Origin of the sequence: Pseudomonas putida (genome assembly GCF_001976065.1) — a bacterium.
Taxonomy (GTDB): Bacteria; Pseudomonadota; Gammaproteobacteria; order Pseudomonadales; family Pseudomonadaceae; genus Aquipseudomonas; species Aquipseudomonas serbica.
On sequence record NZ_MNAH01000008.1, the window covers coordinates 133,627 to 147,882 of the forward strand.

Here is a 14,256-nt window from a genome sequence, read left to right on the forward strand (position 1 = left end):
ATTCTGGGCGCCGACCCTCATCGCGGCCATGGCAATTCCTCCGGGTGTCATGCCTATTCCTCCGACATCGTCCCTTGATCGATCGCATTGGCGATCAGACCTGCGATGATGCTTTCATTCCTTTTTCCGTGTCTTTTGTGAAGAGCTCCGATGCTGCTGACCCGTCATCTTGATGCCAATGCCACGCTGGTTTCGTTGATCGCGCCGCTGTCCACGCGCGAAGGTTTTGTCCCGACCGCGTTGCCGGGCGTGCAGATTCTTCGGGCCAGTTGCGATGTGGCCCGTGGGCCGCAGATCTACGAGCCGAGCCTGGTGATCATCGCCCAGGGCAGCAAACTGGCGTACCTGGGGCCGCGCACATTGGAATACGGGGCAGGGCACTATCTGATTCAGGCCCTTCCGGTGCCGTTCGAGTGTGAAACCTTTGCCGCGCCGAGCGGGCCAATGCTGGGTGTTTCTGTCGCGATCGACCGGGTAATGCTCGGCGAGTTGGTATTGGCGATGGGCCTGGCACCGGGTCGGCAGATTCCGGCACAAACGCCGGAGTCCATGACCTCGGCAGTGCTCGATGACGCCATGCGCGGTTGTGTCGAGCGCTTGTTGCGCTGCCTGCACGATCCGCTGGAATGCCAGATCATGGGGCAAGCACGTTTGCGTGAATTGTTGTTCGTCGCCTTGCGCGGTCCGCAAGCCGACGTGTTGCGTGCGCTGGTCGAGCAGCAGGGGCAATTCGCGCGGATCGCGGCGTCGCTCAGCCATCTGCATGCGCATTTCGCCGAACCGTTGAACGTCGAGACCCTGGCCGGTTGCGCGAACATGAGTGCCTCGACCTTTCATGAGCATTTCAAGCGCAGCACCTTGTTGTCGCCGGTGCAGTACCTGAAGCGACTGCGCTTGCTTCGGGCGCAGCAGTTGTTGCTGGGCGAGGGGCTGGGCGTGGCCCAGGTGGCGCATCGGGTGGGGTATCAGAGCACGTCGCAGTTCAGTCGCGAGTACAAGCGCTACTTCGAGCGTAATCCAGGAGAAGAACGCGCCGCCTGATCCCGAAAGGAAACCCTGTGGGAGCGAGCCTGCTCGCGAATGCGGTATGTCAGTCAGCATCGATGTTGGATTTCAGGCCGTCTTCGCGAGCAGGCTCGCTCCCACAGTGGTCTTGTGGCGGGGGCTTAAATTGCAGGCAACAAAAAGGCCCCCATGGCGGGAGCCTTGATGTTCGGGCTATCGGCTTACATGTTCGGGTAAGTCGGGCCGCCAGCGCCTTCCGGCGTCACCCAGGTGATGTTCTGCGAAGGATCCTTGATGTCACAGGTCTTGCAGTGCACGCAGTTCTGGGCGTTGATCTGGAAGCGCTTCTCGCCGTCTTCCTTGGTGATCACTTCATACACGCCGGCCGGGCAGTAACGCTGTGCCGGTTCATCGTACAGCGGCAGGTTCTTGCTGATCGGGATGCTTGGGTCGGTCAGCTTGAGGTGGCACGGCTGCTCTTCTTCATGGTTGGTACCAGAGATGAACACCGAGCTGAGTTTGTCGAAGCTGATCTTGCCGTCCGGTTTCGGGTAGTCGATCTTCTTGCAGTCGGCCGCCAGTTTGAGGCACGCGTAGTCCGGCTTGGTGTCGTGCAGGGTGAACGGCAGTTTGCCGCCGAAGATGTTCTGGTCGAGCCAGTTGAAACCACCACCGACGATAGCGCCGAACTTGTGGATCGCCGGGCCGAAGTTACGGCTGGCGAACAGTTCTTCGTGCAGCCAGCTGTTCTTGAACGCGTCGACGTAGGTGGTCAGCTCTTCGCTGCCGTCCTTCTCGGCGAACAGTGCGTCAGCCACGGATTCAGCGGCGAGCATGCCGGACTTCATCGCGGTGTGGCTGCCCTTGATCTTGGCGAAGTTCAGGGTGCCGAGGTCGCAACCGATCAGCGCGCCGCCCTTGAAGACCATTTTCGGCAGCGAGTTCAGGCCACCCTTGCAGATGGCACGGGCGCCGTAGCTGATGCGCTTGCCGCCTTCCAGGTACTGCTTGAGCACCGGGTGATGCTTGAGGCGCTGGAATTCGTCGAATGGCGACAGGTAAGTGTTGCTGTAGGACAGGTCGACGATCAGGCCGACCACTACCTGGTTGTTTTCCAGGTGATAGAGGAACGAGCCACCGGTGTTCTCGGTGCCCATGATGTCCATCGGCCAACCGGCGGTGTGGACCACCAGGCCTGGCTGGTGCTTGGCCGGGTCGACTTCCCAGATTTCCTTCAGGCCGATGCCGTAGTGCTGGGCATCAGCGTCAGTGTCCAGGTTGAAGCGCTTGATCAGCTGCTTGCCGATGTGGCCACGGCAACCTTCGGCGAACAGCGTGTATTTGCCACGCAGTTCCATGCCCGGGGTATACAGGCCTTCTTTCGGATTGCCCTCGCGATCGACACCCAGGTCGCCGGTGATGATCCCGCGAACCACGCCGTTCTCGTCGAACAGGGCTTCCTGGGCGGCGAAGCCCGGGTAGATCTCTACACCCAGGTTCTCGGCCTGCTGGGCCAGCCAGCGGCACAGGTTGCCCAGGGAGATGATGTAGTTGCCTTCGTTGTGCATGGTCTTGGGCACAAAGAAGTCTGGAATTTTCTGCGCGCTTTCAGCGTTCTTCAGCACGAAGATGTCGTCGCGGGTGACCGGCGTGTTCAGCGGCGCGCCGAGCGCTTTCCAGTCCGGGAACAGTTCGTTCAGGGCCCGTGGCTCGAACACCGCACCGGACAGGATGTGAGCACCGACTTCGGAGCCTTTTTCGACCACGCAGACGCTGATTTCCTTACCGGCTTCGGCGGCCTTCTGCTTCAATCGGCAGGCAGCGGAAAGACCAGCGGGGCCGGCACCGACGATGACCACGTCGAATTCCATGTATTCGCGTTCCACAGGTTATCTCCTACTCAAGGCTCAACAGTTTTTTTTCTAATATGGAGGTTGGGTGTCGCATCCGTGAATCCCTGCGCAACGCAGGGAGAGGACAATCGATTAACCACCTTTCTCTTTGGTGGCGCATTATATCTACACCACTCTCAGCGTCCAATACAAACGTTTGTTTGAAATGGCTCCAAGCCAGAGAAATCAAAGTCACCCGGCTTATGAACGGCCATTTTGGCGTATTGACCGGAATAGGTGTTCCGGTCAAGATACGGGCGGTTTTGCGCTCGCCGTAGGCTGACTGTTGGTTTCAAGAGCACCTCTAAAGACAGGGCGATGGCAGTGGAAGGTGAATGCGTAGCGCGGGTTTGGCGCGCAGTTTACACGCCACGATATTGAATGACCCGTTAGTCACTCCTGACAAACGGTCATTTGCATCATGAGCGATGGTCACTTGACACGTTTGCCGGCGTTTTTGGAGGTGCCCTTGCGCCCGATGAGCATCAACCGCCAGGTTCGCCTAGGCGACTTTCTTTTCACCGGAGAGTAACGAGGAATCCATGAAGGTTCTTGTAGCTGTCAAACGCGTTGTGGATTACAACGTGAAAGTTCGCGTCAAGGCGGACAATTCCGGCGTCGATCTTGCCAACGTCAAGATGTCGATGAACCCGTTCTGCGAGATCGCCGTGGAAGAAGCCGTACGCCTGAAAGAAAAGGGTGTTGCGACTGAAATCGTCGTCGTCTCCGTCGGCCCGTCCACCGCTCAAGAGCAACTGCGCACCGCGCTGGCTCTGGGTGCCGACCGCGCCATCCTCGTCGAGTCCGCCGAAGACCTGACTTCCCTGGCCGTTGCCAAGCTGTTGAAAGCCGTTGTCGACAAGGAACAGCCTCAGCTGGTGATCCTTGGCAAACAAGCCATCGATAGCGACAACAACCAGACTGGCCAGATGCTGGCTGCACTGAGCGGCTACGGTCAGGGCACGTTCGCGTCGAAAGTCGAAATCAGCGGCGACAGCGTTGCTGTAACCCGCGAAATCGACGGCGGCGCGCAGACCGTTTCCCTGAAACTGCCGGCCATCGTTACCACCGACCTGCGTTTGAACGAGCCGCGCTACGCGTCCCTGCCAAACATCATGAAAGCCAAGAAGAAGCCTCTCGAAGTGCTGACTCCGGACGCTTTGGGCGTTTCCACCGCCTCCACCAACAAGACCGTCAAAGTCGAAGCGCCTGCTGCACGCAGCGCGGGTATCAAGGTCAAGTCGGTGGCTGAACTGGTCGAGAAACTGAAAAACGAAGCGAAGGTAATCTAAATGACTATCTTGGTTATTGCTGAACACGACAACAAAGTGCTGGCCCCGGCCACGCTGAACACCGTGGCTGCTGCCGCCAAAATCGGTGGTGATATCCACGTTCTGGTTGCAGGCCAGGGCGCTGGCGCCGTGGCTGAAGCTGCAGCGCAAGTGGCTGGCGTGAGCAAAGTCCTGGTCGCTGACAACGCTGCCTACGCTCACCAACTGCCGGAAAACGTTGCTCCTCTGGTTGCTGAATTGGGCAAGGGCTACAGCCACATCCTGGCCGCCGCCACTTCCAACGGCAAAAACATCCTGCCGCGCGTTGCCGCTGCCCTGGACGTTGACCAGATCTCCGAGATCATCTCGGTAGAAAGCGCCGACACCTTCAAGCGTCCGATCTACGCCGGTAACGCTATCGCTACCGTTCAATCGAACGCTGCCGTGAAAGTGATCACCGTGCGTGCCACCGGTTTCGACCCGGTTGCCGCTACCGGTGGTTCGGCGGCTGTTGAAGCTGTTGGCGCTGCTCACGACGCTGGTATCTCCAGCTTCGTTGGCGAAGAGCTGGCTAAATCTGATCGTCCGGAACTGACCGCTGCCAAGATCGTCGTTTCCGGCGGTCGCGGCATGCAGAACGGCGACAACTTCAAACACCTGTACGCCCTGGCCGACAAGCTGGGCGCTGCTGTCGGTGCTTCCCGCGCCGCGGTCGACGCAGGTTTTGTTCCGAACGACATGCAGGTCGGTCAGACCGGCAAGATCGTTGCTCCACAGCTGTACATCGCCGTCGGTATTTCCGGCGCGATCCAGCACCTGGCCGGCATGAAAGACTCCAAAGTGATCGTTGCGATCAACAAGGATGAAGAAGCGCCGATCTTCCAGGTGGCCGATTACGGCCTGGTGGCGGACCTGTTCGAAGCCATCCCTGAGCTGGAGAAGCTGGTCTAATCCGGCTGCTTCACTTATAAAGAGCCCGACCTTTTGGTCGGGCTTTTTTTTTAGTTTTTTTCTATGACATAACCGGGATCGAGGAGTGTATTGCCATGGATTTGCGCCTCGCGTGGAGCTTGCTCGGATGTGTGCTGTTGCCGGCACTGTCCAACGCCGCCGGCAAATGCGAACGCCTGGTGGTGACCGGCAGCCCGGATGCCCCACCCTACCTGTGGCAGGACCCGCAAAATCCCAAGCACCTGATCGGTGCCAGCGCCGACTTGCTGCAGCAGGTAGCGGGGCAGTTGGGGATCAAGGTCGACATTCTCTACGCCGGCAAACGTTCCCAGGCCCTGGATGAAGTGCGCAGCGGGCGCATGGACATGCTGGCCGATGCCCCGTTGACGGTCAGCGAGCTGGAATCCCTGGATTACATTCATCCGCCGTTGCTGGTAAACGATTACCTGGTCTGGACCCGCAAGGATTCATCGCTGGTCTACAACGACGTCCAGGACCTGCACGGTCATTCCGGCGCTTTGTCGGAAAAGTCTCGATTGACCACGGAATTCGGCACTGTAGCCGAGCAGCAATTGACCCTCACGCGTACGCCAAACCTCACCCAGGCCTTTCAGAAACTGCTTTTGGGCGAGGTGGAATTTGTCTTGGCAGGGCGCTATTCCGGCATTGCAATGGCGCAGACCCTGGGCATGACCAACGACCTGGTCGCGCGCGAACACCCGGTCGACAAACCCGGACTGTTCCTGGCGGTTTCCCACAACTCCGCCTGCAACGATCCGTGGTTACGCGGACAGCTGGCCAAAAAGATGACAGAATTGCCCGCGTCCGGACTGACGGAGGTCGTGCTGTTGCGCAATATCGAGCGCTGGAACGCTCAACTTTCTCAACGGCAGAAACAACCTGTCAGTGCCCCAAAACAGTAAGGATTTTTAGTGAGTATCCGACCCCTTTTCGCTGCCCTGGCCCTTCTGGCCCTGGCGGGTTGTGCAGCCGATCCGGCGCCTAATGAACAAATGCGCCTGACCGAACAGGCACTCGAACAAGCGAAGGCCGTGGGCGCCACTGCCGACGAAGTGCCGGAAATGAAACTGGCTGAAGACAAGTTCAACCGGGCCAAGGGCAGCATGGCCGACCAGTCTTTCAGGAATGCGCGGATGCGCTCTGAACAGGCCGAGCTGGACGCGCGCCTGGCAGAGGCCCGCGTCCTGACCCTCAAGAGTGAAGAGCAACTGAACGTGCTCAATACCCGCATAGCCCGCCTGCACAAGCAGTTGGGAGATGCCCAATGAGCCTCAAGTGCAATATTCTCGGCTGCTTGATCCTGGCCGGTACCGCGAGCCTTGTTGGCTGTGCCGGACAGCAAAGCGAAGTGGCACTGCAGCAGGCTGGCGCCGACTTCCAGAAGGTCAAGGAAGACTCCAACGTGCTGCGCATCGCCCCCAAGGACGTGATTCGCGCCGGTGAGTCCCTTGCCCGCGCCGACCGGTTGTCCAGCTACTGGGGCAGCGGTTCGGACGTGGTGCATTACGCCTACCTGAGCAAGCGCTATAGCGAAATCGCTCGCGAGCACACCAACCAGGTGCTCAACGAAGAGCGCGCAGCGAAGCTCGAACTGGAGCGTCAACGCCTGCAACTGGCATTGCGTGAATCCAAGCTGTTCAGCGTGCAGCAGCAAGGCAAGTTGCTCGAAGAACAGATTGTCGCGTTGGCGACCACCCAGACCGATCGTGGCCTGGTGATGACCCTGGGCGATGTGCTGTTCGACACTGGCGAAGCGGAGTTGAAAAACTCGGCCAACCGCGTGGTGCTCAAGATCGTGCAGTTCCTGCAGCTCAACCCCAAGCGCGTGGTGCGGATCGAGGGCTACACCGACAGCACCGGTGGTAAACAGGACAACCTCAAGCTGTCACGGGACCGCGCGCAGTCGGTGGCTAACGTCTTGATGGACCTGGGTATCGACGACAAGCGCATCAAGGTTGAAGGTTACGGCGATGAATACCCTGTGGACGTGAACGCCACCGAGCGTGGGCGTGCGCAGAACCGTCGAGTGGAAATCGTGTTTTCCGACGAGAAAGGCCAGTTGGGCGCGGCCCGCTAAAGGGCGGCGTCTCTGGAAAGCCCGGCCTGCCAGACAGCGCCGGGTTTTTTTTCGCCTGCCGATTACCGCACAAAACAGTACAGTTCTTGCTGACACTGCACTGTACTGTCGACTATTGTGGCAACTGTCCCCGTACACTTCTAAACTGTTCCGGTATTGTTTCACACAAGAATAAAATGCCCGTGAAATCGAGTGCTGCGTCATGACTAATCTCTTGCTCTACCAACGTATTGCTCAGCAACTGGCCGAAGACATCCGCCGTGGTGTCTATCAACCGGGAGAGCGCGTGCCTTCGGTGCGCAAGATGAGTTCGCAGCTCAACGTCAGCCATGCCACGGTGCTGCAGGCGTATGCCAATCTAGAGGATCAGGGTCTGATCCGTGCGCGGCCGCAATCCGGTTACTACGTGCACCAGACCCCGGCGCTGACTGCGCCGACCCCGGACATCGCCCGGGTCGAACGACCAGGCCTGGTCACCCGCAGCAGCATCATCCAGCAGGTATTGGTCGAATCCCGTCGCGAAGGTGTTTTCCCCCTGGGCGCCGCGGTGCCCAGCGTCGACTATTTGCCGGTGCGGGCGCTGCACCAGCAATTGGCAAAAGTCACCCGGTTCCATAGCCCGCGGGCTTTCAGCTACATGTTCAGCCCCGGTTTCGAACCCTTGCGCCGACAGGTGGCGATCCGCATGCGCGATGCCGGCGTGGTGGTCGACCCCTCGGAAGTGGTGATCACCCACGGCTGTGTCGACGCCTTGCAGATGTCGCTGCGAGTACTGACCCGGCCCGGTGACCTGATTGCGGCCGAGTCGCCGACCTACTACGGTTTGCTGCAGCTTGCCGATCTGCTGGGTCTCAAGGTCATTGAAATTCCCAGCGACCCGTCCACCGGCATGAGCCTCGAAGCGTTGCAATTGGCGGCCAACCAGTGGTCGATCAAGGCGCTGGTGTTGACCACTCGTCTGAGTAATCCGTTAGGCGGCACCATGCCCGAGGAGCGGCAGAAGCAGCTGCTGCGCCTGGCGTCGGACTTCGATATCCAGATAGTCGAGGACGATATCTACGGGGAGCTTATGTTTGAACAGGGCCGCACCAAGTCGCTCAAGGCCTATGACCGCCTGGATCGGGTGATCTATTGCTCCAGTTTCTCCAAGACCCTGTCGCCGGGGGTGCGGATCGGCTGGATGATTGCCGGCAAGTATCAGCAGGAGATCCAGCGCTTGCAGACCTTCAGTACCCATTCAGCCTGCAGCGTCACGCAGATGGGTATTGCCGCCTATCTGGAAAACGGTGGTTACGACCGCCATTTGCGTTACATCCGCCAGGAGTACCGCAAGAACCTCAGCGCTTTCCAGCTGGCGGTGCAGCAGTATTTCCCCGAGGGCACGCAAATGACCCGGCCGACCGGCGGGTTCATTTTGTGGGTGAGCCTGCCGGGACGGGTCAACACCCAGGAACTGCATGTGCGAGCGTTGCAGCAGGGCATCAGCATCGCGCCGGGGCTGATTTTCAGTAACACCGAGCAGTTCAATCACTGCATCCGGCTCAATTGCGGCATCCCGTGGAACCGCGAAGCCGAACGTGCGTTGATGACCCTGGGCATGCTTGCCACCCAGCTCTGCCAGGAAATGGCCGGCGGCTTTTGAGCGGGCGGTTTCGGTCCGTGCTTGTCAAGGGGGGCGCAAAAGGCCAGCATCTACACTTCTGTCATCTACGCCGTTTGCATCGTTGGGTACATGAAGCCGATTTTTCCTGCCGTTTGGCTGTTGATCTGCCTTTTAACGAGTGTTTATCCCGCGTCCGTGATGGCCGAATCCGGGCAGGGAAAACCCGCCGCGAGCGATGCCCGGGTTACCCCGAAAAAAACCGCACCTGCGAATAAGACCGCACCGGTCAAAAAGACCGCCGCGGTCAAAAAACGCCCACCTATTGCCGCCAAGTCAAAACCGGCCAGCGAGGTGGTGAAAACCCCGGTACCTACAGCCGACCTGGACTTGAGTCTGCCCAAGGACATGGTCGATGAGCTGAAACCGCTCGGCATGGTGCCATTGCCCAAGCGCGAACCGGTGTTGCCGCAGATGTTCGGGGACAAAAGTCATCAGTTCCAGCTCAACGGCCGGCTGATCAATAACGAAATGCAGTTGCAACTACGTAACGAAGATCGCCGTGAAGTCGAAGGCGCGGCGCTGGAATTCGAATTCAAGCGCTGAATCCTGCTTTTGCATGGCCGTCAGCCAGACGCTTTGTCGGAGACTGCCCGGTCAAGCCCGCTTGCGCGTAAAAACCCGAGGGCCAGTAATTTAAAACAACTGTTTTAGCGGTTACTCTGTGCCCCGTCTTTTAACACATCGCTCGTCGCGAGGAGCTTTTCGTCATGAAATGCCGTGAGGGCTGTGGCGCCTGCTGCATTGCCCCTTCCATCAGTTCACCGATTCCCGGTATGCCCAATGGCAAGGCCGCCGGTGAACGTTGCCTGCAACTGTCTGCCGAGAACCTGTGCAATATTTTCGGTAAGCCTGAGCGCCCGGCGGTGTGTTCGGCGTTCGAGGCTGACGTCGAGGTGTGTGGCAGCAGCAGCGAGGAGGCGATTCGGTTGATTGGCTGGTGGGAGCAGATGACGGCAGCGTGATGTGTTCGACGAACGGAACTTAAACAATAAGGAATAAAATTATGGGTTCGCTGCATCGTATGGCTGTGTTGTGTGGTTTGACGGCGGTTTTGGTCACTTCGGTCGCCCAGGCCGAAGACTGGAAGGACGCCAGGAATGAAGACGGCATCAAGATATCCCTGAGTGACGTGGCCGGTTCCGACTACAAGGCCTATCAGGGTGTCGCCCTGATGAAGACCACCGTGGCCAAGCTGCGGGCGCTGCAGGAAGACGTGGTCGGCGCCTGCGCCTGGATTCACGAGTGCAAGACCCAGAAGCTGCTCAAGCACGAAGGCAACCAGACCTGGACCTACACCCAGTTCAATACGCCATGGCCGGTCACGCCACGTGATTCGGTGCTGCATGTCACCACCACAGAAGGTGCCGATGGCAGCCTGACCCGCAAGCTCGAGGGCGTACCGAAATACTTGCCTGAAGAAAAAGGCTTTGTCCGGGTCGCCAAGGTCGACGGTTTCTGGAAATTCGTACCCAAGGGCGATCAGGTTGAAGTGACCTACCAGGTACATACCGAGCCGGGTGGCAGCGTGCCGTCGATGGTGGCCAACAAATTTGTGGTGGATGCCCCGTTCAATACGTTGAAGGCTTTGAAGGCGCGCGCCGAAAAGTAAGCCCGATCAAAAGATCGCAGCCTCTGCAGGAGGTGTCGAAGGCTGCGATCTTTGGCCTTGCCCCCCAAACCGCCATCAAAGCCTGAAAACCTTTATTGTGTTTCCAGATATGCTTTGCACAGAATTTTCACAACACCTCCAAGACAATTCGCCCGCGCCGCCATCGACGAACAGTAATCAATGGCAATGCCGCGATTGATCGTGCAACATTTGCGCACCGCGCAAACCCCAGGCCGAGTACTGGCCAACAGAGGGCAGGGCGCAGCTGTATTTTCGAAACTTCAACTTCCAATGGGTCCTAAAACGACATGGCAATCCCGGACGCCCTGAGTCAGAAGCGAGCATCGAGTCGCTTGCTGCAACCGACCGTCAAATCGCATCTGGCCTACACGCTGTTGTGCGCTCTGGTCATGATGGTGATGTTTTCCGCGCTGCGCCTCGCGCTGCTGGTCTACAACCGCGAAATGATCCTCGATACACCGGCCGCGACCTTTTTCGAAGCCTTCGCCAATGGCTTGCGTTTCGACCTGCGCCTGGTGGTCTACCTCAGCATACCGCTGATACTGGCGCTGTTCGGTGCCCGTGCCATGGCGGCGCGGGGAATCTTCCGCTTCTGGCTGACAGTGACTTCCAGTATCGCGCTGTTCCTGGGCCTGATGGAGATGGACTTCTACCGTGAATTCCACCAGCGCCTCAACGGTCTGGTCTTCCAGTATGTGAAGGAAGACCCGAAAACCGTGATGAGCATGCTCTGGTACGGTTTTCCGGTGGTTCGCTACCTGCTGGCCTGGGCTTTAGGCACCTGGATCCTGAGCCTGGCGTTCAAGGGCGCCGATCGTGCCACGCGTCCTCGTGGGCCTTTCAGCGGCGGCAGCATCAGCACCCGTCAGGTTGCCCCCTGGTATACGCGCACCGCGGTATTCGTGGTGTGCCTGCTGATCTGCGTGGTCGCCGCTCGCGGCACCTTGCGTCAAGGTCCGCCAATGCGTTGGGGTGATGTCTACACCACCGATTCGAACTTCGCCAACCAGTTGGGTCTCAACGGCACCCTGTCCCTGGTGGCGGCGGCGAAGAGCCGGATGTCCGAAGATCGCGATAACATCTGGAAAGCCACGTTGCCGCAACCGATGGCGCAGCAGACCGTGCGGGACCTGCTGGTGATGAAGGACGACAAACTGGTGGATGCCGAGACCGCCGCCGTACGTCGCGACTACATGCCGCCAGCGGACAAGACCCTGCCGATCAAGAACGTCGTCGTGATCCTGATGGAAAGCATGGCCGGTCACTCTGTGGGTGCACTCGGCGGGCCGGGCAACATCACGCCGTACCTCGACAAACTGTCGAAGGAGGGCCTGCTGTTCGACCGTTTCTTCTCCAACGGTACCCATACCCACCAGGGCATGTTCGCCACCATGGCCTGCTTCCCGAACCTGCCGGGTTTCGAATACCTGATGCAGACCCCGGAGGGCAGCCACAAACTGTCCGGCCTGCCGCAGTTGCTCAGCGCGCGTGACTACGACGATGTGTATGTCTACAACGGCGATTTCGCCTGGGATAACCAGTCGGGTTTCTTCAGTAACCAGGGCATGACCAATTTCATCGGTCGTAACGACTTCGTTAACCCGGTGTTCTCCGATCCGACCTGGGGCGTGTCCGACCAGGACATGTTCGATCGCGGTCTGGTGGAACTCAAGGCTCGCGATGGCAAGGACAAGAAGCCTTTCTATGCCTTGCTGCAAACCCTGTCCAACCACACCCCGTACGCCCTGCCGAGCCCATTGCCGGTTGAACGTGTGACCGACCGCGGCAGCTTGAACGAACATTTGACGGCCATGCGCTACTCGGACTGGGCCCTGGGCCAGTTCTTTGAAAAGGCGCGCAAGGAGCCGTACTTCAAGGAGACCCTGTTTGTCATCGTCGGCGACCACGGTTTCGGCAACGAGCGCCAGATCACCGAAATGGACCTGGGCCGCTTCAACGTGCCGATGCTGATGATCGCACCGGGCATCCAGGAAAAATTCGGCACCCTCGACCACACCGTGGGCACCCAGGTCGACATCGTGCCGACCATCATGGGCCGCATCGGTGGCGAAGTACGTCATCAGTGCTGGGGCCGCGACTTGCTCAACCTGCCTGAAGGCGATACCGGTTTTGGCGTGATCAAGCCATCGGGCAGCGAGCAGACCACCGCGATCATCACCGCCGACCAGATCCTGGTCTTGCCGAGAGACAAGGACATGGCACCGAAGATGTACCAGTACCAACTGGGCGCTACGCCAAGTGCCGTGGTCGTTGCGAATGCTCCGCGCACCGCCGAGCTTAAAACCAAGCTCGAAGCGTTCCTGCAAACGGCGACCAAGAGCCTGATTGATAACACCGCCGGTGTAGTCGACGGCAAGCCGGACTAAACAGTGCTGCAATAGAAAGAGGCCCTTTTTAAGGGCCTCTTTTTTTATCGGTCAGAACTTCATATCTTGCCGAGCAACAACAGGATGAGTATCACCACCAACACCACGCCGATGATACCGGACGGGCCATAACCCCAACTTCTGGAGTGTGGGAAGACCGGTAGACCACCGATCAGTAACAGGATCAAAATGATCAGAAGAATTGTGCCCATGTCTGTTTCCTTGCTGTAAGTATTCAGGAATGACCTAGCCGTTCAACAGTCAGCGGGAATGTCATTAATTCGAGCTGCTTAAAAAATCCGACCGCGACGCAAGGCATAAAATTCCAAGTTTTTTTGCAGTTTTTAGAGCGATGGCCTATTCCGGACGCTGTTGCGTTAGTTGATGTGCCGTGTCTGCGGTTTGCCCGGGGCATTCAGCAATCTGATAGAGCGTGGGTAGGCCGATAGCCTTCGCTACACTCGACGCATCTTCCCCGGAACAACAAGGCTGTTTGCTATGCAAAATCGCATGATGATCACTGGCGCAGGCTCAGGCCTGGGTCGCGAAATCGCGCTGCGCTGGGCGCGCGAAGGCTGGCAGCTGGCCTTGTCGGACGTCAGTGAGCCTGGCCTGCAGGAAACCCTGAAGCTGGTGCGAGAGGCTGGTGGTGACGGGTTTATCCAGCGTTGTGACGTACGCGACTACAGTCAACTGACCGCGTTCGCCCAGGCTTGCGAAGTCAAGTTCGGCGGCATCGACGTCATCGTCAACAACGCTGGCGTGGCGTCGGGTGGGTTCTTCAGCGAGCTGTCCCTGGAAGACTGGGACTGGCAGATCGCAATCAATCTCATGGGCGTGGTCAAGGGCTGCAAGGCTTTCCTGCCGTTGCTGGAGAAGAGCAAGGGCAAGATTATCAACATCGCGTCGATGGCGGCGCTGATGCAGGGCCCGGCCATGAGCAACTACAACGTGGCCAAGGCCGGCGTGGTGGCGTTATCCGAAAGCCTGCTGATTGAACTCGCGCATCAGGAAGTCGGCGTGCATGTGGTGTGCCCGTCGTTCTTCCAGACCAATCTGCTGGACTCCTTCCGTGGCCCGACCCCGGCCATGAAAGCCCAGGTCGGCAAGTTGCTGGAAAGCTCGCCCATCAGTGCTGCCGATATTGCCGACTATATCTACCAGCAGGTCGCCGCTGGCGAGTTCATGATCCTGCCCCACGAACAGGGTCGTCTGGCCTGGGCGCTCAAGCAGAAGAACCCGCAACTGCTCTACAACGAAATGACCCAGATGGCCGACAAGATGCGCGCCAAGGCCAAACAATCCGCTAGCTGAACTTGCCTGCTCCGAACAGCCTCGTTAGGGTGGCCGCCATCGGCC

14 protein-coding genes are annotated in these 14,256 nt (G+C 58.9%); 12 read left to right on the forward strand and 2 right to left on the reverse strand.

Features of this window, described 5'->3' with window-relative positions:
• The first annotated feature begins 150 nt into the window (after positions 1 to 150).
• The gene (locus BKX96_RS24360) at positions 151 to 1,041 is read left to right on the forward strand and encodes an AraC family transcriptional regulator (RefSeq protein WP_077185655.1); all 891 of its coding nucleotides are present in this window, start codon (positions 151 to 153) and stop codon (positions 1,039 to 1,041) included.
• 185 nt (positions 1,042 to 1,226) lie between these two features.
• Here BKX96_RS24360 and BKX96_RS24365 read toward each other — a convergent pair whose 3' ends face one another.
• Positions 1,227 to 2,891 (reverse strand): electron transfer flavoprotein-ubiquinone oxidoreductase, encoded by a 1,665-nt coding sequence (locus tag BKX96_RS24365; protein WP_046815973.1) that lies wholly within the window; start codon positions 2,889 to 2,891, stop codon positions 1,227 to 1,229.
• 548 nt (positions 2,892 to 3,439) lie between these two features.
• Here BKX96_RS24365 and BKX96_RS24370 point away from each other — a divergent pair.
• The 10 genes from BKX96_RS24370 to BKX96_RS24415 all read left to right on the forward strand — a co-directional run bounded on the left by BKX96_RS24370 (position 3,440) and on the right by BKX96_RS24415 (position 12,897).
• The gene (locus BKX96_RS24370) at positions 3,440 to 4,189 is read left to right on the forward strand and encodes an electron transfer flavoprotein subunit beta/FixA family protein (RefSeq protein WP_007987229.1); all 750 of its coding nucleotides are present in this window, start codon (positions 3,440 to 3,442) and stop codon (positions 4,187 to 4,189) included.
• Complete coding sequence (locus BKX96_RS24375) at positions 4,190 to 5,119, forward strand: electron transfer flavoprotein subunit alpha/FixB family protein (protein ID WP_046815974.1); 930 nt, start codon at positions 4,190 to 4,192, stop codon at positions 5,117 to 5,119.
• Between the two features lie 95 nt (positions 5,120 to 5,214).
• Positions 5,215 to 6,042, forward strand: a complete 828-nt coding sequence (locus BKX96_RS24380) for a substrate-binding periplasmic protein (RefSeq protein WP_077185656.1) — start codon at positions 5,215 to 5,217, stop codon at positions 6,040 to 6,042.
• Positions 6,043 to 6,051: 9 nt separating this feature from the next.
• The gene (locus BKX96_RS24385) at positions 6,052 to 6,408 is read left to right on the forward strand and encodes a DUF4398 domain-containing protein (RefSeq protein ID WP_046815976.1); all 357 of its coding nucleotides are present in this window, start codon (positions 6,052 to 6,054) and stop codon (positions 6,406 to 6,408) included.
• Positions 6,405 to 7,217 carry an OmpA family protein gene (locus BKX96_RS24390; RefSeq protein ID WP_046815977.1) on the forward strand — a complete coding sequence of 271 codons (813 nt, stop codon included), beginning with the start codon at positions 6,405 to 6,407 and terminating at the stop codon, positions 7,215 to 7,217. The genes BKX96_RS24385 and BKX96_RS24390 overlap by 4 nt, the downstream gene beginning before the upstream one ends.
• A 202-nt stretch (positions 7,218 to 7,419) precedes the next feature.
• Complete coding sequence (locus BKX96_RS24395) at positions 7,420 to 8,859, forward strand: aminotransferase-like domain-containing protein (RefSeq protein WP_020799971.1); 1,440 nt, start codon at positions 7,420 to 7,422, stop codon at positions 8,857 to 8,859.
• Positions 8,860 to 8,949: 90 nt separating this feature from the next.
• Complete coding sequence (locus tag BKX96_RS24400; protein WP_077185657.1) at positions 8,950 to 9,423, forward strand: translation initiation factor 2; 474 nt, start codon at positions 8,950 to 8,952, stop codon at positions 9,421 to 9,423.
• Between the two features lie 164 nt (positions 9,424 to 9,587).
• On the forward strand, positions 9,588 to 9,842 hold the full coding sequence (locus BKX96_RS24405) for a zinc/iron-chelating domain-containing protein (protein WP_046815979.1): 255 nt from the start codon (positions 9,588 to 9,590) through the stop codon (positions 9,840 to 9,842).
• Between the two features lie 41 nt (positions 9,843 to 9,883).
• A complete protein-coding gene (locus BKX96_RS24410) occupies positions 9,884 to 10,489 on the forward strand; it encodes an START domain-containing protein (RefSeq protein ID WP_077185658.1) in 606 nt (201 codons plus the stop codon).
• 308 nt (positions 10,490 to 10,797) lie between these two features.
• Positions 10,798 to 12,897, forward strand: a complete 2,100-nt coding sequence (locus BKX96_RS24415) for an LTA synthase family protein (protein ID WP_046815981.1) — start codon at positions 10,798 to 10,800, stop codon at positions 12,895 to 12,897.
• A gap of 59 nt (positions 12,898 to 12,956) precedes the next feature.
• On the opposite strand, the gene BKX96_RS24420 is transcribed toward BKX96_RS24415, so the two are convergent.
• On the reverse strand, positions 12,957 to 13,109 hold the full coding sequence (locus BKX96_RS24420; protein ID WP_008060837.1) for a DUF3309 family protein: 153 nt from the start codon (positions 13,107 to 13,109) through the stop codon (positions 12,957 to 12,959).
• A 286-nt stretch (positions 13,110 to 13,395) separates the two neighbouring features.
• On the opposite strand from BKX96_RS24420, the gene BKX96_RS24425 reads away from it, so the two are divergent.
• Positions 13,396 to 14,211, forward strand: a complete 816-nt coding sequence (locus tag BKX96_RS24425) for an SDR family oxidoreductase (RefSeq protein ID WP_046815982.1) — start codon at positions 13,396 to 13,398, stop codon at positions 14,209 to 14,211.
• The last annotated feature ends 45 nt before the right edge of the window (positions 14,212 to 14,256 follow it).